At 73.2% G+C, this 17,951-nt stretch carries 16 protein-coding genes; 12 read left to right on the top strand and 4 right to left on the bottom strand.

Annotation, left to right across the window (positions count from 1 at the left end):
• Positions 1–223 precede the first annotated feature (223 nt).
• From FEF34_RS17445 to FEF34_RS17400, 9 genes are all read left to right on the top strand, one after another.
• Entirely contained in the window at positions 224–1,702 is a 1,479-nt protein-coding gene (locus tag FEF34_RS17445; protein WP_138054008.1) for an MFS transporter, read from the top strand.
• Between the two features lie 268 nt (positions 1,703–1,970).
• Positions 1,971–2,384 (top strand): DUF3151 domain-containing protein, encoded by a 414-nt coding sequence (locus FEF34_RS17440; RefSeq protein ID WP_138054007.1) that lies wholly within the window; start codon positions 1,971–1,973, stop codon positions 2,382–2,384.
• A gap of 165 nt (positions 2,385–2,549) precedes the next feature.
• Positions 2,550–3,395 (top strand): tryptophan 2,3-dioxygenase, encoded by an 846-nt coding sequence (gene kynA / locus FEF34_RS17435; protein ID WP_138054006.1) that lies wholly within the window; start codon positions 2,550–2,552, stop codon positions 3,393–3,395.
• A complete protein-coding gene (gene kynU / locus FEF34_RS17430; RefSeq protein WP_138054005.1) occupies positions 3,388–4,605 on the top strand; it encodes a kynureninase in 1,218 nt (405 codons plus the stop codon). The genes kynA and kynU overlap by 8 nt, the downstream gene beginning before the upstream one ends.
• 78 nt (positions 4,606–4,683) lie before the next feature.
• Positions 4,684–5,565, top strand: a complete 882-nt coding sequence (locus FEF34_RS17425) for an alpha/beta hydrolase family protein (RefSeq protein ID WP_138054004.1) — start codon at positions 4,684–4,686, stop codon at positions 5,563–5,565.
• Positions 5,566–5,668: 103 nt separating this feature from the next.
• A complete protein-coding gene (locus FEF34_RS17420) occupies positions 5,669–6,517 on the top strand; it encodes an NmrA family NAD(P)-binding protein (RefSeq protein WP_138054003.1) in 849 nt (282 codons plus the stop codon).
• 106 nt (positions 6,518–6,623) lie between these two features.
• Positions 6,624–8,003 (top strand): sensor histidine kinase, encoded by a 1,380-nt coding sequence (locus FEF34_RS17415; protein WP_138054002.1) that lies wholly within the window; start codon positions 6,624–6,626, stop codon positions 8,001–8,003.
• Positions 8,000–8,659: a response regulator gene (locus FEF34_RS17410; RefSeq protein WP_138054001.1), complete on the top strand. Its 660-nt coding sequence runs from the start codon at positions 8,000–8,002 to the stop codon at positions 8,657–8,659. Before FEF34_RS17415 ends, FEF34_RS17410 begins: the two co-directional genes overlap by 4 nt.
• A gap of 392 nt (positions 8,660–9,051) precedes the next feature.
• Positions 9,052–10,260, top strand: coding sequence for a cytochrome P450 (locus FEF34_RS17400; protein WP_138054000.1), 1,209 nt, complete (start codon positions 9,052–9,054; stop codon positions 10,258–10,260).
• Positions 10,261–10,281: 21 nt separating this feature from the next.
• Here the strand turns inward: FEF34_RS17400 and FEF34_RS17395 are convergent, their stop codons facing one another.
• The 3 genes from FEF34_RS17395 to FEF34_RS17385 all read right to left on the bottom strand — a co-directional run bounded on the left by FEF34_RS17395 (position 10,282) and on the right by FEF34_RS17385 (position 13,297).
• Positions 10,282–10,608, bottom strand: coding sequence for a hypothetical protein (locus FEF34_RS17395; RefSeq protein WP_138053999.1), 327 nt, complete (start codon positions 10,606–10,608; stop codon positions 10,282–10,284).
• Between the two features lie 128 nt (positions 10,609–10,736).
• A complete protein-coding gene (locus FEF34_RS17390; protein ID WP_138053998.1) occupies positions 10,737–12,353 on the bottom strand; it encodes an ABC transporter permease in 1,617 nt (538 codons plus the stop codon).
• Entirely contained in the window at positions 12,350–13,297 is a 948-nt protein-coding gene (locus FEF34_RS17385) for an ABC transporter ATP-binding protein (protein WP_138053997.1), read from the bottom strand. Before FEF34_RS17385 ends, FEF34_RS17390 begins: the two co-directional genes overlap by 4 nt.
• A 93-nt stretch (positions 13,298–13,390) precedes the next feature.
• On the opposite strand from FEF34_RS17385, the gene FEF34_RS17380 reads away from it, so the two are divergent.
• On the top strand, positions 13,391–13,888 hold the full coding sequence (locus FEF34_RS17380) for a GbsR/MarR family transcriptional regulator (protein WP_407698284.1): 498 nt from the start codon (positions 13,391–13,393) through the stop codon (positions 13,886–13,888).
• A 441-nt stretch (positions 13,889–14,329) separates the two neighbouring features.
• Positions 14,330–15,427, top strand: a complete 1,098-nt coding sequence (locus FEF34_RS17375) for a DNA polymerase III subunit beta family protein (protein WP_138053996.1) — start codon at positions 14,330–14,332, stop codon at positions 15,425–15,427.
• 171 nt (positions 15,428–15,598) lie between these two features.
• Here FEF34_RS17375 and FEF34_RS17370 read toward each other — a convergent pair whose 3' ends face one another.
• The gene (locus FEF34_RS17370) at positions 15,599–16,426 is read right to left on the bottom strand and encodes a serine/threonine-protein kinase (RefSeq protein ID WP_138053995.1); all 828 of its coding nucleotides are present in this window, start codon (positions 16,424–16,426) and stop codon (positions 15,599–15,601) included.
• Positions 16,427–16,567: 141 nt separating this feature from the next.
• Here FEF34_RS17370 and FEF34_RS17365 point away from each other — a divergent pair, with 141 nt between their 5' ends.
• Positions 16,568–17,851, top strand: coding sequence for an adenylosuccinate synthase (locus FEF34_RS17365; protein WP_138053994.1), 1,284 nt, complete (start codon positions 16,568–16,570; stop codon positions 17,849–17,851).
• Positions 17,852–17,951 lie beyond the last annotated feature (100 nt).

The following is a 17,951-nucleotide window of genomic DNA, read 5'->3' as shown; positions in this document are numbered from 1 at the left end:
TCGTGCGGGCCCTGTCCCGGCTGGTCTGACGCCGCGCCGCACGGGGCCGACCGGCTCGTTCCCCCGGCCGCGGGCCCGGCCGGGACCGGAGCGAGCCGAGGCCCCGGCCCGGCCCTGGTCTCCAGCCCGCCCCGCGCGGGCCCTGTATCGAGCCGCCCCGGCCGCGGTTCCACGACCCGCAGCCGGGTCGCCGGGAGCACCGCGGGGCGGAATGATTCGCCCTATGGACATCAGGCTCGCGTCGGCCACCGGGCGCTGGATCGTCCTGACGACCGTCCTCGGGTCCAGCATGGCCATGCTCGACTCCACCGTCGTCAATGTCGCCCTGCCCCACATCGGTGAGGACCTCGACGCCGATCTCGCCCAACTCCAGTGGACCGTCAACGCCTACATGCTCACCCTCGCGGGGCTGATCCTCCTGGGCGGGGCGCTGGGGGACCGGTACGGGCGCCGGCGGGTGTTCCTCGTCGGGGTGGTGTGGTTCGCGCTGGCGTCGCTCGCCTGCGGACTGGCGCCGAACGCCGGTGTGCTGATCGTCGCCCGGGCGCTGCAGGGCGTCGGCGGGGCGCTGCTCACCCCGGGGTCGCTCGCGCTGATCCAGGCGAGCTTCCACCCGGACGACCGGGCCAGGGCCGTGGGCCTGTGGTCCGGCTTCGGCGGGGTCGGCGCGGCGGTCGGACCGTTCGTCGGCGGATGGCTCGTCGACGGCCCCGGCTGGCGGTGGGTCTTCCTGCTGAACGTGCCGCTGGCCGCCCTGTGCGTGCCCGTGGCGATGCGCCGCGTCCCCGAGTCGAAGGACCCCGCGGCGCACGGCCGTTTCGATGTGCTGGGCGCGGCGCTGGGGGCGCTGAGCCTCGCGCTGGTGACGTACGCGCTGATCGACGGCTCGTGGTGGACAGGGGTCGCCGGCGTGCTCACGGGCGCCGTGTTCGTACGGCTGGAACAGCGCCGGAAGGATCCGATGCTGCCGGTGTCCATCTTCCGCTCCCGGCTGTTCACGGCGGTGAATCTGGTGACCGTGTGCGTGTACGCGGGGTTCAGCGGCTTCTTCTTCCTCACCGCCCTGCAACTCCAGGTCGTCTCGGGCTACTCGGCCCTGGCCGCCGGTACCGCGCTGCTGCCCACCACCGTGCTGATGCTGCTGCTCTCCGCGGAGGCCGGCCAGCTGGGCGAGCGGATCGGACCGCGTATCCCGCTCACCGTCGGGCCGCTGCTGTGCGCGGCCGGGATGCTGCTGATGCTGCGCGTCGGCCCTGACGCCGCCTACGCCGCCGATGTGCTGCCCGCGCTGCTGGTGCTGGGCCTGGGGATGGTGATCCTGGTCGCCCCGCTGACCGCGACCGTGCTGGCGTCCGTGGACACCGCGCGGGCCGGGATCGCCAGCGGCGTCAACAACGCGGCGGCCCGGGCCGCGGGGTTGCTCGCCGTGGCCGCGCTGCCGATGCTGGCCGGGATGGGACCGGAGGCGTACCGGATCCCGGAGCAGTTCGCGGCGGCCTTCGCCCGGGCGATGCCCCTGTGCGCGCTGATCCTCGTGGTGGGCGCGGTGCTGGCGTGGGCCATGGTGCGGCGGCCGGCGGAGGTGCCCGGCCATGCCGCATGCAGGGTGCACTGCGGAGTGGGCGCGCCACCTCTGGAGCCGGTGCCCGAGCCGGTGCGCGGGGACACCGGGGGCGGCCGGACGGATCGACGACCTGGATGACGCCGTGGCGGGGGTCACGGCCCCGGGACGACCGGCCCGGCCCCGGCCGGCCGCCGCTGCGCCACCCCCGTGGCGCTGTTCTGCCGCGTGACGGTGCCTCCGCCCGCCGTGTCCCCGCGTCGCCGCTGCGGCGCTGCGGCGCTGCTCCGCCGTACGTCACGGTCCCCGTCCCGGCGCGTCCCACATCCGGCCGGAGAGGACGACGCCCGTCCCGGCACGGGCGGGCACCGGCTCCACGGTTCCGCCGACGACCTGTGACACTGAACCCATGGCCATCCACGAGAACCTGCTGGGGGGACCGCCCCCCACCCACCTGCCCGACGATCCCGAGCCGCGGGAGATGCTCGCGAACGGCACGGCCCCCGCTGATGTCGCCGCGAAGTACCCGACCTCCTCGCTCGCCTGGGCCCAGCTCGCCGACGAGGCGTTCGAGGCCGGGCGGGTCGTCGAGTCGTACGCGTACGCGCGTACGGGATACCACCGGGGCCTGGACGCGCTGCGCCGCAGCGGCTGGAAGGGCCACGGCCCGGTGCCGTGGGAGCACGAGCCGAACCGCGGCTTCCTGCGTGCCCTGCACGCGCTCGCCCGCGCCGCGCAGGCGATCGGCGAGCAGGAAGAGTACGAGCGGTGCAGCACGTTCCTGCGCGACTCGTCCGAGACGGCGGCCGACACCCTCGGCTGACCCCCGCCGGTCCGATCCGCACGAGGGCGGGTGCCCCGACCGGGCACCCGCCCCTCGCGTCACCGGCGGGACCCGTGTTTATGATGCGCGCAGGGGACCGGGGCTCCGAGACCACCTACGGAAGGAGCGGACCGCTACCCGGACACATGTGTCAGGAGACGGCGAATGTCGCAATTTCCCGATGCCTCCGGAGCGGGTTCGGTCACCCCGAACCTCGACTTCGCGGGCACGACCCCGTACGAGGACTACGTCCAGGCGGACGTCCTCACCCACCTCCAGCACCCCCTCTCCGACGATCCCGGCGAGATGGTGTTCCTGGTGACCACCCAGGTGATGGAGCTCTGGTTCACCGTCATCGTCCACGAGTGGGAGACCGCCTCCCGGGCGCTGCGCCGCGACGAGGTGCCCGTCGCGATGGACGCGCTGAAGCGCTCCGTGCGGGAGCTGGACGCTCTCAACGCCTCCTGGCGGCCGCTCGCGCAGCTCACCCCCGTGCAGTTCAACGCCTACCGCAGCGCCCTCGGCGAGGGCTCCGGCTTCCAGTCCGCGATGTACCGGCGGATGGAGTTCCTGCTCGGCGAGAAGTCCGCGTCCATGCTGGTGCCGCACCGCGGCGCCCCGCGCGTCCACGCCGAGCTGGAGAAGGCGCTGCACGAGCCGAGCCTCTACGACGAGGTGCTCCGGCTGCTCGCCCGCCGCGGCCTGCCCGTTCCGCGGTCCGTCCTCGACCGCGACCTGTCGCAGCGCTACGAGTCTTCGCCCGAGGTCGAGCGGGTGTGGGCGGAGGTGTACGCGAGCGAGGACCAGGACGCCGAGCTCGTCCGCCTCGGCGAGGCGCTGACCGACGTCGGTGAACTGGTGTGGCGCTGGCGCAACGACCACCTCGTCGCCACCCGGCGCGCCATGGGTGCCAAGGCGGGCACCGGGGGCTCCGCCGGCGTCGCCTGGCTGGAGAAGCGGGCCGCCAAGAACGTGTTCCCCGAGCTGTGGACGGCGCGCAGCCATGTCTGAGACGCGTATGACGGAGCGGGCCGCGGAGCTGGACGCGGCGGACGGACTGGCCAAGCGGCGTGAGCTGTTCGCGCTCGACGACGGCACGGTCTACCTGGACGGGAACTCGCTCGGCGCCCTGCCGCGCCACGTCCGGGACCGGATGGCCGACGTCATCGGCAGGCAGTGGGGCGAACTGCGCATCCGCTCCTGGGACGAGAGCGGCTGGTGGACGGCGCCGGAGCGGATCGGCGAGCGGATAGCCCCACTCGTCGGGGCCGCCCCCGGCCAGGTCGTCGTCGGCGACTCCACGAGCGTGAACGTCTTCAAGGCCGTGGTCGCGGCGGTGCGGATGGCGCCCGAAGGCCGTGACGAGATCCTCGTCGACGCCACGACCTTCCCCACCGACGGGTACATCGCCGAGTCGGCCGCCCGGCTCACCGGCCACCGGACGGTCGTCGTCGACCCCGCCGACGTTCCGGACGCGGTGGGCCCGCGCACGGCCGCCGCGCTGGTGAACCACGTCGACTACCGCACCGGTCGCCTCCACGACCTGCCGGGGATCACGGCCGCACTGCACGAGCGGGGCGCCCTCGCCGTCTGGGACCTGTGCCACAGCGCGGGCGCGCTGCCCGTCGGCCTCGACGAGCACGGGGTGGACCTCGCGGTCGGCTGCACCTACAAGTACCTCAACGGCGGGCCCGGTTCGCCCGCGTACCTGTACGTGGCCGAGCGTCACCAGGACCGCTTCGACTCGCCGCTGCCCGGCTGGAACTCGCACGCCGACCCCTTCGGGATGACCCGCGGCTACACACCGGCCGAGGGTGCGGTGCGCGGCCGGGTCGGCACGCCCGACATCCTCTCGATGCTGGCGCTGGAGGCGGCGCTCGACGTGTGGGACGGCGTCACGGTGGAGGCGGTGCGGGCCAAGAGCCTCGCCCTCACCGACTTCTTCCTCGAGTGCGTCGAGGCGTACGTGCCGCGCGGCAGGGTCACCTCGCTCACCCCCGCCGCGCACGCGGAGCGGGGCAGCCAGGTGGCGCTGGCCTGCCCCGACGCACCCGCGGTCATGGAGTCCCTGATCGCACGCGGTGTGGTCGGCGATCTGCGCCGCCCCGACGTGCTGCGCTTCGGCTTCACCCCGTTGTACGTCGGCTTCGTGGACACCGAGCGCGCGGCACGGGTCCTCGCCGAGGTCCTGGCCGCGGCGGACTCCCCGGCCGGCGGCTGATCACGGGGGCCGAGCCGGCCTGGTACCGTCCCGGCGGGCCAGGCCGACTCGGCCCCCTCACCGAAAGGTTGGAGCAGCATGCCGGACCCCGCCGCTCGCGACGCCGCCGAGGAGGCCTCGGCCCTGTCGCACCCGGCCGTCGCACCGGACGCCTCGGGGGCCTACGGCGAACACCCGGACCAGGTCGTCGACTTCTACGCGCCGCGTGACGGCCGGGAGCCGGCGCCGCTCGTGGTCGTGCTGCACGGCGGGGCGTGGCGGGCGCCGTACGACCGGCAGCACGTCACCCCGTTCGCCGACTTCCTGGCGCGGCGCGGCTTCGCCGTGGCGAACGTGGAGTACCGCAGGGGCGCGTCGCTGCCCCAGCAGCGCGGCGAGGAGGGCGGCGGCGGGCCGGTCGCCGGGCGCTGGCCGGAGACGTTCGACGACGTCGCGGCAGCGATGGACGCGCTGCCGGAACTGGTCCGCACGGTGCTGCCGCAGGCCGACCCGCGGCGCACGGTCCTCACCGGCCATTCGGCGGGCGGACATCTCGCACTGTGGGCGGCAGCCCGGCACGTGCTGCCGGCGGGTTCGCCCTGGCGGCTCCCGGCCGCGCCGCGGTTGCGCGGGGTCGTCGCACTGGCGCCGATCGCCGACCTGGGGCGGGCGGCCGAGCTGGACGTCTGCGGCGGGGCGGTGCACCAGCTCCTCGGCGGGGAGGCGGAGTTCGAGGCGCGCGCGGGCTCCGCGGATCCTGCCGTCCTGCTGCCCACCGGGATCGCCACTGCCGTCGTCCAGGGCCGCGAGGACACCGTCGTCCCGCACGCCGTCGCCGAGTCCTTCGTCGACGCGGCCGCGAAGGCGGGCGAGACGGTCGGTCTCACCCTGCTCGGCGACGTCGGTCACTTCCCGCTGATCGACCCGTCGGCGGACGCCTGTGCGGTGGTGGCGGAGGAGATCGCGCAGCTCGCCTGGTGACGGCTTCCGCCCCGCCCCCGGCGGGCGCGGCGGTCGCCACCGGGTGTGGTGCAGGGCAGAGACGCGGACGGAAGGTGTCCGCAAGCCTTCCTACGGTGAGCGCATGACGAACCCCGCGCACCCCCAGAAGATCCTCGTCGCCGGAGCCACCGGGACCGTCGGCCGCCAGGTCGTCGCCGAACTGCTCGACCGCGGGCACACGGTCCGCGCCCTGACCCGCGACCCCGGCCGGGCCCGCGCCTCGCTGCCTGCGGGCACCGAGGTGGTCCGCGGAGACCTCACCGATCCGGCGGGCCTGGCACCGGCCCTGGAGGGCGTCACCGGACTGCACCTCATCACCTTCGGCGGGGAGTACAAGGCTCCGCTGGAGACCGGACCGGAGATCGTCGCACTCGCCCGTGAGGCCGGGGTGCGGCGGATCACCGTGCTGAACGGCGGCGGTGACACCCCGCTCCAGGACGCCGTGCAGGAGAGCGGTCTCGCCTGGACGGTGCTGATGCCGGTCGAGTTCATGGCGAACGCACTGGAGTGGGCCGACGGGATCCGCGCCGAGGACACGGTCGGCGAGCCGTTCACCGACCGGCTCAGCGCCATGGTCCACGAGGCCGACATCGGAGCCGTCGCCGCGGTCGCCCTCACCGAGGACGGCCACGACCGGGAGAAGTACCTGATCACCGGGCCCGAGGTGCTGAGCCTGCAGGACAAGGTGGACACGCTCGCGAAGGCCCGGGGCCGGGACATCGCCCTGACGGAACTCACCCCGGACGAGGCGGTCTCCAGGTGGCGGGCCGCCGGTCTGCCGCAGGACGTGGTCGACTTCCTGCTCGACGTGTACGGCAACACCCCGCCCGAGGGCCGGACCGTCGTCGACACCGTGCGGAGGGTCACCGGCCGCCCGGCGCGGACCTTCGCCGAGTGGGCCGCCGAGCACGCGCCCGCGTTCCGTGCCTGACCTGGGAGGACCCGAGTAGTACCCCGAGTAGTACCTGGGACGGACGCGGAAGGATCCCCACCACAGGTGACGACCGCGTCCGTACTCCGGCCGTACCTTTGCTGACGTGACCGACACGCCGACCACGCAGCGCATACCGCGCACCGAAGCCGACAGCCGCAGCCCCGAGTTCCGCCTGGCCATGGGCGCGCTCGGCGGGCTGCGGCAGGACCTCATCCACGACGCCTTCGCGTACCGGCCGCTGGCTCCGCTGGCGGGCGACGGACCGGTGATCCGGCGGCTGCCGGCGCGGATCCGCCGGTACGCCGCCTGGACCCCGCACGCGGTCGTCGCGGGCGGCGCCCTGCTGGTGCTGCCCATCGGCGCCTCCACCATCTCCGCTACCTTCGGCCTCGCCCTCCTCGTCCTCACAGCGGTTCCCGCGGCCACGGTGCTGATGACGCTGGTCCGTCCGGTGCTGGCCTTCTGGGTCTCGCTCGCCACGACGCCGTTCCTCGCGGTGCTCGCCGGAACATGGGAGGAATGGCCGTGGGCACCGGCCACCATGGCCTCCCATCTCGCCGTGCTCACCGTCGTCGCGGCACGGACGCGGCCGCGGGCCGCCTTCTGGATGTGGCTGCTGACCGGGACGTACGGCCTGTTCGCCGAGTCCGTCCTCGGCCACGGCTATCCCGGCGCCACCGCACCGCTGATGTTCGCCGCCGCCGTCGCGCTGCTCGTCGTGGCACTGGCGCAGGTCCGCAGGGACGCGGAGCGCGAGGTCGCGGCCCAGCAGAGCGTCACCGCCGTCGAGCGCGACCGGCGCACCCTGCTGGAGGAGCGCACCACCATCGCCCGCGAACTGCACGACGTGGTCGCCCACCACATGTCGGTCGTCGCCATCCAGGCGGAGGCCGCTCCCTACCGCGTGGAGAACCCGCCGCCCGAGCTCGAGCAGGCGTTCGCGACGATCAGGGAGAACGCCGTGGCCGCGCTCGCCGAACTGCGCCGCGTCCTCGGTGTCGTACGGGCGGAGGACTACGAGGCCCCCGACGCGCCCCAGCCGACCCTCGCCGATCTCGACGGGCTGCTGGCGAACGTCCGGGACGCCGGCCTCGAGGTCGGCCTCGCGGTCACCGGAGCGGTCCGGCCGCTCCCCCCGGGCGTCGAGCTCTCGGCGTACCGCATCGTCCAGGAGGCCCTGAGCAACGCTCTGCGCCATGCGCCGGGCGCGTCCGCGAAGGTCGAGGTGTCGTACGTCCTCGGCGGGCTCGGCGTCCGCGTCGTCAACGAACCGGCCCGCGGGCTGGTGAAACCCGCACATCACCCCGCCGGCTCCTCCGAACGAGGGCTCCGCCCGCCCCTCTCCACCGGAACCGGCCACGGGCTCACGGGGATGCGCGAGCGCGTCTCCATGCTGAACGGCGAGATGACCACCGGCCCCACGGAGGACGGCGGCTACGAGGTCGCCGTGTTCCTCCCCGTCGCGAAGGACGAGACCGCATGACCATCCGCGTCCTTATCGTCGACGACCAGGCGATGGTCCGCGAGGGCTTCTCCGTCCTGCTGAACGCCATGCCCGACATCGAGGTGATCGGCGAGGCGGTCAACGGCCGGGAGGCGGTCGCGCAGGTCGACGCGCTGCGTCCCGACGTGGTCCTGATGGACATCCGCATGCCCGAGCTCAACGGCATCGAGGCCACCCGGGAGATCGTCGCGGCCGACAGCGATGCGAAGGTGCTGGTGCTGACGACCTTCGACCTGGACGAGTACGTGTACCAGGCGCTGCGCGCCGGTGCCTCCGGCTTCCTGCTGAAGGACGCCTCCGCCCGCCAACTGGCTGACGGGGTAAGAGTGGTGGCGGCCGGCGAGGCCCTGCTCGCGCCGACCGTCACCCGCAGGCTGATCACGGAGTTCTCCCGGATCTCGGCGGCGCCCAGGACGCCCGCCCTCGCCCGGATCGGCGATCTGACCGAACGTGAGACGGAGGTACTCGTCCTGATCGCGCAGGGCCTGTCGAACGCGGAGATCGCCTCGCACCTCGTCGTCGCGGAGTCCACGATCAAGACCCACGTCAGCAGGATCCTGGTGAAGCTGGGGTTGCGTGACCGGACGCAGGCGGCGGTGTTCGCCTACGAGGCGAGGCTGGTCACGCCGGGCTGACGGCCGTTGCCGGCGGGCGTACTCCACGGGAGGCCTGCGCACGTCGCGGCAGGCGGCCGCGGTTCGGGCGGGTGCGGCGGCTCAGCGCGGCTTGTGCGGCGGAGGCTCGGGGGGCCGTGGTGGTGCGCTGGGTGGTCCCGGTGTGTGTGGCGGTGCGTGCGGGGGTGGCCCGGGCGGCGGTTCGGGCTTGTGCGGCGGGGGTTCGGGGGGGCGTGGTGGTGCCGGCGGCAGAGGACGGACAGTGCCTCCGCGAGAGGGGTGGACAGGGTCGGTGCCTCCAGGACGGCGCGGTGGTGGCCCGGTGCGGTCGGGGCGGCACGCACGGTGACGACCCTCGTCGAACCACCCGGGGACCCCTCCCGAACCGCGCCGCGGGCGGCTAGCGTCCGCGTATGGATGCCGCTGTTTTCGCTCCCTGGTCGCCCGCCTTCACCGCGGACCCGTATCCGGCATACGCCGAACTCCGCGCCCGGGGGCGGGTGCACTGGTTCGAGCCCACGCGGCAGTGGCTCGTACCGCACCACGCCGATGTGTCCGCGCTGCTGCGGGACCGCCGGCTCGGCCGTACGTATCTGCACCGCTTCACGCACGAGGAGTTCGGGCGCACGCCCCCGCCGCCGGGGCACGAGCCCTTCCACACGCTGAACGACAACGGGCTGCTGGACCTGGAGGCGCCCGACCACACGCGGATCCGGCGGCTGGTGACCAAGGCGTTCACCCCCCGCACCGTGCAGGCGCTGGAGCCGACCGTGCGCCGGCTGGCCGCCGAGCTGGTGGCCGGGCTGGTGAAGAACGGCGGCGGCGACCTGCTGGCGGAGGTCGCCGAGCCGCTGCCGGTCGCGGTCATCGCGGAGATGCTGGGGATACCGGAGTCCGACCGCGGCCTGCTACGGCCCTGGTCCGCGGACATCTGCGGGATGTTCGAGCTGAACCCGTCCGAGGAGACCGCGGCGCGTGCCGTACGGGCCTCGGTGGAGTTCTCCGCGTATCTGCGGGGGCTGATCGCCGCGCGCCGTGCCGAGCCGGGCGGGGACCTGGTCTCGGCGCTGATCTCGGCGCACGACAAGGGAGAGACGCTGAGTGAGCAGGAGCTGGTGTCCACCTGCGTGCTGCTGCTCAACGCGGGTCATGAGGCGACCGTCAACACCACCGCCAACGGCTGGTGGACGCTGTTCCGCCACCCGGGCGAACTGGCGCGGCTGGGGGCGGACCACGCGCTGCTGTCCACGGCCGTGGAAGAGCTGATGCGGTACGACACCCCGCTCCAGATGTTCGAGCGCTGGGTGCTCGACGACATCGAGATCGGCGGCACGGTCGTCCCGCGCGGCTCAGAACTGGCCCTGCTCTTCGGCTCGGCCAACCGTGACCCGGCCCGCTTCGAGCGCCCCGGCGACCTCGACCTCGGCCGCGCCGACAACCCGCACATCACGTTCGGAGCCGGAATCCACTACTGCCTGGGCGCTCCCCTCGCCAGGGTCGAACTGACCGCCTCCTTCGGCGAACTGCTTCGGCAGGCACCGACGATGCGGCTCGCGGCGGAGCCGGAGTGGAAGCCGGGCTATGTGATCAGAGGGCTGCGGGAGCTGCGCGTGGAGCTGTGAGGCGCTTCCGTGCGTGCGGTCTCAGTAGACGAACTCCGGTCGCTCGTACGGCATCCACCAGCTGGTCAGGCCCCAGACACCGAGGGCGAGCACGGCCACCGCGGCCACCGCGGCGAGCCAGGGGCGGTGCAGCCACCGCAGTCCGGCGGCCCAGACGGCGAGCGGCAGCAGCGCTCCGCCCAGGGCGATCAGGGGAAGGTCGACGTAGAGCACGCTCAGGTCCCGGTGCCACTGCTCGAAGCCTCCGTCGATGCTGGTCCTGGCCAGCGGTGCCCAGGCGAGCAGCGCGGTGGCCGCGCCCCCGGCCGCGAGCAGGCATCCCGCGGAGCCCTTGGTCTCTTCCCTCATGACTGCCACGGACGCGGGAGCGTCCCCGGTGGTTCCGGGGGCCGGCGGGGAGGGCCTCGGCGCCCCGCTCCACAACAGGCGCCCCGCTCCACGACAGTCGGGACGCCGGGTGCCCGGGAGGGCGGTGGTCAGGTCTGCAGGTCCCGGCGGCGGAAGGCCGCGAGTCCGGCGGCCACCAGGGCCACCGCCAGCGCCGTCAGCAGCAGCACCGGCGGCCAGTCCATCCGTGGCCCCGGGAGCTTCGGCAGATGACCGAAGGGCGAGAGGTCCAGCACGGCCCGGGGGAGGTCGAGTGCCGGGCCGACCCAGCCGAGCGCGAGGCACAGACCCGCCACGGCCCAGCCCGCCGCCGCGGCCCTGGGGACGGCCCCGTACAGCAGCAGCGCCACGCCCGCGAGCGTCCACACGGCCGGCACCTGGGAGAGCGCGGCGCCCGTGATCGCGGGCAGGTCCCCGCCGTGGCCGAGGGCCAGGCCCGCCCCGGCGAGCAGCATGACCAGTACGGTGCCGCCGAAGGCGACGGCCAGATGACCGGCGGCCCAGGCGGTCCTGCCGACCGCGTTCGCGAGGACCGGTTCCGCGCGCTGGGAGGTCTCCTCGCCGTGCATGCGCAGGACGGACCCGACCGCGTACAGGGCGGCGATCAGCCCGAACATGCCGACCATCGCGGCGAGGAAGGCGTCGGTGAGCGCCGACTGCCCGCCCATCCGCCGGAAGATCTCCGTGGCCTGCTCGTTGTCGCCGACCATGTCGGCCGCGCCGCTCGCCATTCCGCCGAAGACGATCCCGGCGAGCAGGAATCCCCCCGCCCAGCCGAGCAGGGTGCCGCGTTGCAGCCGCCAGGCGAGCCCGCCCGCGGTGGTGAGCTTCCCCTCGGTCGGGCCGGGACGGGTCGGCAGGAAGCTCATGCCGACGTCGCGTCGCCCGGCCAGCGTGTACGCGATGACACCCTGGACCCCTCCGGCGGCGGCGATCAGCAGGATCACCCACCAGCGCTCACCGCCGAAGGCCCGGACGTTCTCCGCCCAGCCGATCGGCGAGAGCCAGGTCAGCACGGACGATCCGTCGACGGTGCTCGCGTCACCCGCCGCACGCAGCACGAACGCCAGCCCCAGCACGCCGGCCGTCATTCCCTTGGCGGTCCTCGCGCTCTCGGTCAGCTGGGCGACGATCGCCGCCGTCGTGGCGAACAGCACGCCGGTCCCACCCACCGCGAGTCCGAGGGCGAGCGCCCCCGAGACTCCCTGCCCTGACAGCCCGGCGGTGATCAGCAGTGCGACCGCCGTGTTGGCGATCACCGCGGTGAGAAGGGCCGCGGTGAGCGGCGCCCGCCGCCCCACCATCGCCGACGAGATCAGTTCCTGACGTCCTGTTTCCTCCTCCTCCCGGGTGTGGCGGACCACGATGATCAGGCTCATCACCGCCGCGAGCACGGCGGCGAAGGTGGCGAACCGCCAGGCGACCAGCCCTCCGATGCTGTCGTCGAACACCGGCCCGTACAGGCTGCGCAGTGAGCTGTTCGCGGACATCGACTCGGCGAGCTGCGCGCGCTTGGCGGCGGTGTCGTACAGCGTCTGGAGCGATCCGACACCGCTGACGACCATCGCGCCGATCACCACCACCCAGATGGGCAGCATGAGCCGGTCGCGGCGCAGGGCGAGCCTGACCAGTGTCCCCGTGCCCGCCAGCGGCCGTGCTCCGCGCCTGCTCGAGGCGAGTGCCGTGGTCTGTGCGACGGCGGTCATCGTGACATCGCCTCTTCCGCGCCCGTGCCGCGTGCATCGGTTTGGTAGTGACGGAGGAACAGCTCCTCCAGCGTGGGCGGGGTGCTGGTCAGCGACCGCACGCCCGACTCGGTGAGCGAGCGCAGCACCGGATCCAGCTTGTCCGTGTCGACCTGGAACCGAACCCGGCATCCGGCGCCTTCGGAGGAGACGGCAGGGCCCTGGACGTCGAGGTCGTGCACACCGGGCAGCCGTGCGAGCCCGTCGGGCGGGCCCGCGAGATCGGCGCTGACGCTGGTGCGGGTGAGGTGCCGCAGGTCGGCGAGCGAACCGCTCTCCACCGTCCGCCCCTTGCGGATGATGCTGACACGGTCGCACAGCGCCTCGACCTCGCTGAGCACATGGCTCGAGAGCAGGACCGTCCGGCCGCGGTCGCGCTCCTCGGCGACGCAGCTCTGGAAGACCTCCTCCATCAGCGGGTCGAGCCCGCTCGTCGGTTCGTCCAGGATCAGCACGTCGACCTCGGAGGCGAACGCGGCTACCAGGGCCACCTTCTGACGGTTGCCCTTGGAGTACGTACGCCCCTTCTTGGTGGGGTCGAGTTCGAACCGCTCGGTCAGCCGGTTCCGGCGTGCCCTGTCGAGTCCGCCGCGCAGCCGGCCGTAGAGGTCGATGACCTCGCCGCCGGACAGGTTGCGCCAGAGCGTCACGTCCCCGGGGACGTACGCGATCCGGCGGTGCAGTTCGACGGCGTCCCGCCAGGGATCCATGCCCAGCAGCCGGGCTGCGCCGGAGTCGGCGCGCAGCAGTCCCAGGAGGACGCGGATGGTGGTGGACTTCCCGGCGCCGTTGGGCCCGAGGAAGCCGTGGACCTCACCGGTCTCGACCGACAGGTCGAGACCGTCCAGTGCGAGTGCCCGGCCGAACGACTTGTGCAGTCCGGCGACACTGATGGCCTTCGTCATGGTTCAGAAGCTAAGCTATCTTCAGAAATTTGTGAAGTTAAGGAAGCGTATAAACTCGGATCCGGGTCCGTGAACAGGGGAGATGATCCGGGGATGACGCCGATGACGGAGAAGGCCAGAGACGCAGAGGCGGTCTCGCGCTTCGTGGAACGCTTCGCGGCCCAGCTCGTCGAGGCCGGCATGACGCGCATGCCCGCCAGGGTCTTCGCCGCGCTGCTCTCCTCCGACTCCGGCGCGCTGACCTCCGCCGAGCTCGGAGAGCAACTGCAGGTCAGCCCTGCGGCGGTGTCCGGCGCCGTGCGCTATCTGGCTCAGCAGCACATGGTCTCGCGGGAACGCGAGCCAGGTTCCCGCCGCGAGCGCTACCGGGTCCACAGCGACCAGTGGTACGAGGCGCTCACCAACCGCGACGCCGTTCTGAAGCGCTGGGCGGAATCCCTGCGAGAAGGGGTGACGAGCCTCGGCGCCGAGACGCCGGCGGGCCGCCGGCTCGAGGAGACCGTCGCGTTCTTCGACTTCATCCGGGACGAGCTCACGGCGATGATGGAGCGCTGGCGGGAGCATCGCGAGCGGATGCCCGACCGGCCCTGAAACGGGTTTCCCGGCTCCACGACGGTGCGGTGCTCCCCGGCCCGGGTCGACTCCGGCACACCGCGCCGGGCGGTGCCCCGGTCTCCGGGCCCGGGCCGCCGGCGGATCTGTTCCCGGGCCGCACCCGCCCCGGGCCCGCGGCAGGTCAGGGGCGGCCGGTCCCGCCCGGGGCGGTTCCGGTCCACGCCCGGTCCGCAGGGGCGGTCGCCCACCCAACCCGGTGGCCGGTCGCCGCCCGCCGGTCCGCGACCGGTCCCTCGCCCCCGCACCCCGTGGCGGGGCAGGACGGCCGGTGGCGGGCGAGTGTGCGGGGCCGACCTGCCGGCCGCCCCGCCGGCCCGGGGCGACGCGACGGCCGCGCGAGGCGCCCGTCCCGCCTGGTCCGTGCCGCTTGACCCTCGACCTTGTTCAGGCCCCAGAGTCCCGGATGTGGAGAGCGAGATGCGCAGTATCGGCGAGCTGGCCCGGGACAGCGGCCTGACGGTGACCGCCCTGAGGTTCTACGACGGCGCGGGGGTGCTGGTCCCCGCCCAGGTGGACCCACTGAACGGCTACCGGTGGTACGACCCCGCCCAGCTGGACGAGGCCCGGCTGCTCGCCCGGTTGCGTCGGGCGGGCATGCCGCTGACCGACATCCGTCTGGTCATGGCCGCGTGGGCCGGCGAGGACGCGGCCCTCGTGTGCGAACTGATGGAGGCGCATCTGCGCCGCCTCGAACGGGGGCTGGCCGACGCCCGCGACGCGTTCTCCACGATCCGAACGCTGGTCGAACGCATCGAACGCAGGGAGAACCTGACCATGACCACTGCTCCGAGCACGTCCGCCGCCCACACCACCCTCTCCTCCGCGGGACTCGCCGCCGCCCTGGACTCCGTCCGGTTCGCCGTGGGCGCCGGCGGCGACCTGCCGATGCTCGCCGGAGTGCTGTTCGAGCTCGACGGGGGAGAGCTGCATCTGGTGGCCACCGACCGCTACCGGATGGCGGTGGCGAGGACGGCCGCCGACGGCCATGACGGACCGGCCGTCCGGATCACCGTCCCGGCGGCGCTCGCCGACGCGATGCGTGCGCTGCTCTGCGACGGCGGCCCCGCGCGGCTCACCGTGGAGGGAGACGACATCACCCTGGAGGCCGGAGGGCGCAGGGCGGGCGGTACCGGGCTCGGCCACGACTTCCCCGACTACCGCCGGCTGACGCGGCTTCCCGCCGGGCAGCGCGTCGCCGTCGACGTCCCGGCGCTGCGGGACGCGGTGGAGAACGGCCCGGTGAGGGAAGGGGAGGCGGGCGGCGCGGACGGCGAACGGCTCGATCTCACGGTGCTCGCCCCCGCCGCCGACGGCACCCTCGCCGTCACCGGCGACACCGCCCCCGGACCCGGCCATGTCGCGGTCAACCGCGCGTTCCTGCTCCAGGCCCTCTCGGCCGCGGGAGGCGACCGGCTCGTCCTGGAACTCGGCGGCCCGACCTCGCCGCTTGCGGTCCGCCGTCCCGACGACGAGCACGCCTTCTCGCTCCTGATGCCGGTGCGCCTGGAAGGCTGAGAGAACCGGCCGCCCCACAACACCCAGGGGCATTGCATGAACCGGACGGATCCGCTTCATGCAATGCCCCTGCCACAACACCCGCCGCCCGTCCGTACGGCGCGCGCGTACGACGGCACCGGTACGGCGCCCGCCGCAGGATCCGGTGGCGGGCGCCGGCGGACGGTCTCGTCACTCCCCGGCGGTCCGCGGCCCCGGCAGGGTCAGCGACCAGGCCCGGGGCCGCAGGGTCCAGGTGCGTCGCCGGACCGGCCCGCCGACGAGGGCGTCTGCGCGGTAGCGGAAGTCGGCGCCCGAGACGGTGACGACCTTGGCCAGGCTCCGCACGGGGCCCGGGTCGGAACTGCGGTGCACGGTCACCTCCGCGGCTCCTTCGGCCGCGCGGACGCGTACGTCCTCGACCGGCTCGTCCAGATCGCTCAGCAGCACTCCGTCCGCCTCCACCCGCAGCCGGTGCGTCCGTACACCCGGAGGCGCCGGTGGAACGGGACGGGCGAACGTGCGCAGCAGGGAGCGGCAGGTGTGCCACACCGAGCCGGTCCGCCCCGGTGCCCCCGCGGTGGCAGGACCCGCCGGGATGTGCAGATCGGCCAGCACCACCCCGTCGCTGTCGTCGGCGAGCAGGTCCAGCGGGTGAGCGGCTCCGTCGAGGACCGCCCGGGCGGCCGCCACCGCGCCGGTCGGCACGCCCAGCGACCGGGCCACCGCCACGGACGCGCCGCCCCCGACCGGGACCAGCGACAGGGCCTCGCCGGCGAGCTCCCGCGCCCGGTGCAGCTGGCCCACGGTGCGCAGCAGCGCGCGGTCGTCACCGATCACGACAGGGCGCCGGGAACCCCTGCGGGCGAGGGCACGGGAAAATTCCTCGGGACCATCGGGCAGGCAGATTTTCGCCGCCGATCCGGCACACAGCACATCCTTCGCGATACGAACGGACTCGCCGTCGAAACGGCGGGCGACCGGGTCGATGACCACCAGGAGCTGGTCGGGAGCCGACACCTCGGTCCTTCCTCGGGTAGCATCTTTGTGCAAGAGCCCCTTGCGCTATTGCGCCAGGGGCTTCGTCTATTCCGGGGCACACCGGTTGGCGGCTCAGGCCCCCGACCATGGACATGCCCCGCCCGGAAGGGGTGTACGCCTGTGCCCGCACTTGTGCTGCTCGGTGCTCAGTGGGGTGACGAAGGCAAGGGAAAGGCCACCGACCTCCTCGGTGGATCCGTGGATTACGTGGTGCGTTACCAGGGTGGTAACAACGCCGGCCACACCGTGGTGGTCGGTGACCAGAAGTATGCGCTCCACCTCCTCCCTTCCGGAATCCTCTCGCCGGGATGCACCCCGGTCATCGGCAACGGAGTCGTCGTCGACCCGGCGGTCCTGCTCTCCGAGCTGAGCGGGCTGAACGAGCGTGGCGTCGACACGTCCAAGCTTCTGGTCAGCGGAAACGCCCATCTGATCACCTCGTACAACGTCACGCTCGACAAGGTGACGGAACGCTTCCTCGGCAAGCGCAAGATCGGTACCACCGGCCGCGGCATCGGCCCGACATACGCCGACAAGATCAACCGAGTCGGCATCCGGGTCCAGGACCTGTACGACGAGTCGATCCTGACGCAGAAGGTCGAGGCGGCGCTGGAGCAGAAGAACCAGCTCCTGGCCAAGGTCTTCAACCGCCGTGCCATCGAGACGGGCCGCGTCGTCGAGGAGATGCTCGGCTTCGCCGACCAGATCCGGCCGTACGTCGCCGACACCACGCTGATCCTGAACAACGCCCTCGACGACGGCAAGGTCGTCCTCTTCGAGGGCGGCCAGGGCACGCTCCTCGACGTGGACCACGGCACGTATCCCTTCGTCACCTCCTCGAACCCGACGGCGGGCGGCGCCTGCACGGGCGCGGGCGTGGGCCCGACGAAGATCAGCCGGGTCATCGGCATCCTCAAGGCCTACACGACCCGTGTCGGCGCCGGCCCGTTCCCGACCGAGCTGTTCGACGAGGACGGCGAGGCGCTGCGCCGCATCGGCGGCGAGCGCGGTGTCACCACCGGCCGCGACCGCCGCTGCGGCTGGTTCGACGCGGTCATCGCCCGCTACGCGACCCGCGTCAACGGACTGACCGACTTCTTCCTCACCAAGCTCGACGTGCTGACCGGCTGGGAGCAGATCCCGGTCTGCGTCGCGTACGAGATCGACGGCAGGCGCGTCGAGGAGCTGCCGTACTCGCAGACCGACTTCCACCACGCCAAGCCGGTCTACGAGTACCTGCCGGGCTGGTCCGAGGACATCACCAAGGCCAAGTCCTTCGCCGACCTGCCGAAGAACGCGCAGGGTTATGTGAAGGCGCTGGAGGAGATGTCCGGGGCGCCGATCTCCGCGATCGGCGTCGGGCCGGGCCGTGACGAGACGATCGAGATCAACTCGTTCCTGTAGGTCCGCGGGGCCGCAGGATCCCTCGCGGCACGTCGCCGTTCCCACGGCCGGTGGCCGGTGAGCCGAGTGCTCGCCGGCCACCGGCCTGTTCGCCGCTCAC

Origin of the sequence: Streptomyces marianii (assembly GCF_005795905.1) — a bacterium.
In the GTDB taxonomy this organism is placed as follows: Bacteria; Actinomycetota; Actinomycetes; order Streptomycetales; family Streptomycetaceae; genus Streptomyces; species Streptomyces marianii.
Note: the sequence above shows the minus strand (reverse complement) of the source record. Positions and strands in the feature narration are given on the sequence as shown.

Bases quoted from the DNA above. Each gene is read 5' to 3' on its own strand.
- kynU (WP_138054005.1), top strand. From the start codon at position 3,388: ATGTCTGAGACGCGTATGACGGAGCGGGCCGCGGAGCTGGACGCGGCG.
- FEF34_RS17440 (WP_138054007.1), top strand. From the start codon at position 1,971: ATGGCCATCCACGAGAACCTGCTGGGGGGACCGCCCCCCACCCACCTG.
- FEF34_RS17375 (WP_138053996.1), top strand. From the start codon at position 14,330: ATGCGCAGTATCGGCGAGCTGGCCCGGGACAGCGGCCTGACGGTGACC.
- FEF34_RS17425 (WP_138054004.1), top strand. From the start codon at position 4,684: ATGCCGGACCCCGCCGCTCGCGACGCCGCCGAGGAGGCCTCGGCCCTG.
- FEF34_RS17380 (WP_407698284.1), top strand. From the start codon at position 13,391: ATGACGCCGATGACGGAGAAGGCCAGAGACGCAGAGGCGGTCTCGCGC.
- kynA (WP_138054006.1), top strand. From the start codon at position 2,550: ATGTCGCAATTTCCCGATGCCTCCGGAGCGGGTTCGGTCACCCCGAAC.
- FEF34_RS17390 (WP_138053998.1), bottom strand. From the start codon at position 12,353: ATGACCGCCGTCGCACAGACCACGGCACTCGCCTCGAGCAGGCGCGGA.
- FEF34_RS17400 (WP_138054000.1), top strand. From the start codon at position 9,052: ATGGATGCCGCTGTTTTCGCTCCCTGGTCGCCCGCCTTCACCGCGGAC.
- FEF34_RS17445 (WP_138054008.1), top strand. From the start codon at position 224: ATGGACATCAGGCTCGCGTCGGCCACCGGGCGCTGGATCGTCCTGACG.
- FEF34_RS17395 (WP_138053999.1), bottom strand. From the start codon at position 10,608: ATGAGGGAAGAGACCAAGGGCTCCGCGGGATGCCTGCTCGCGGCCGGG.
- FEF34_RS17385 (WP_138053997.1), bottom strand. From the start codon at position 13,297: ATGACGAAGGCCATCAGTGTCGCCGGACTGCACAAGTCGTTCGGCCGG.
- FEF34_RS17420 (WP_138054003.1), top strand. From the start codon at position 5,669: ATGACGAACCCCGCGCACCCCCAGAAGATCCTCGTCGCCGGAGCCACC.
- FEF34_RS17410 (WP_138054001.1), top strand. From the start codon at position 8,000: ATGACCATCCGCGTCCTTATCGTCGACGACCAGGCGATGGTCCGCGAG.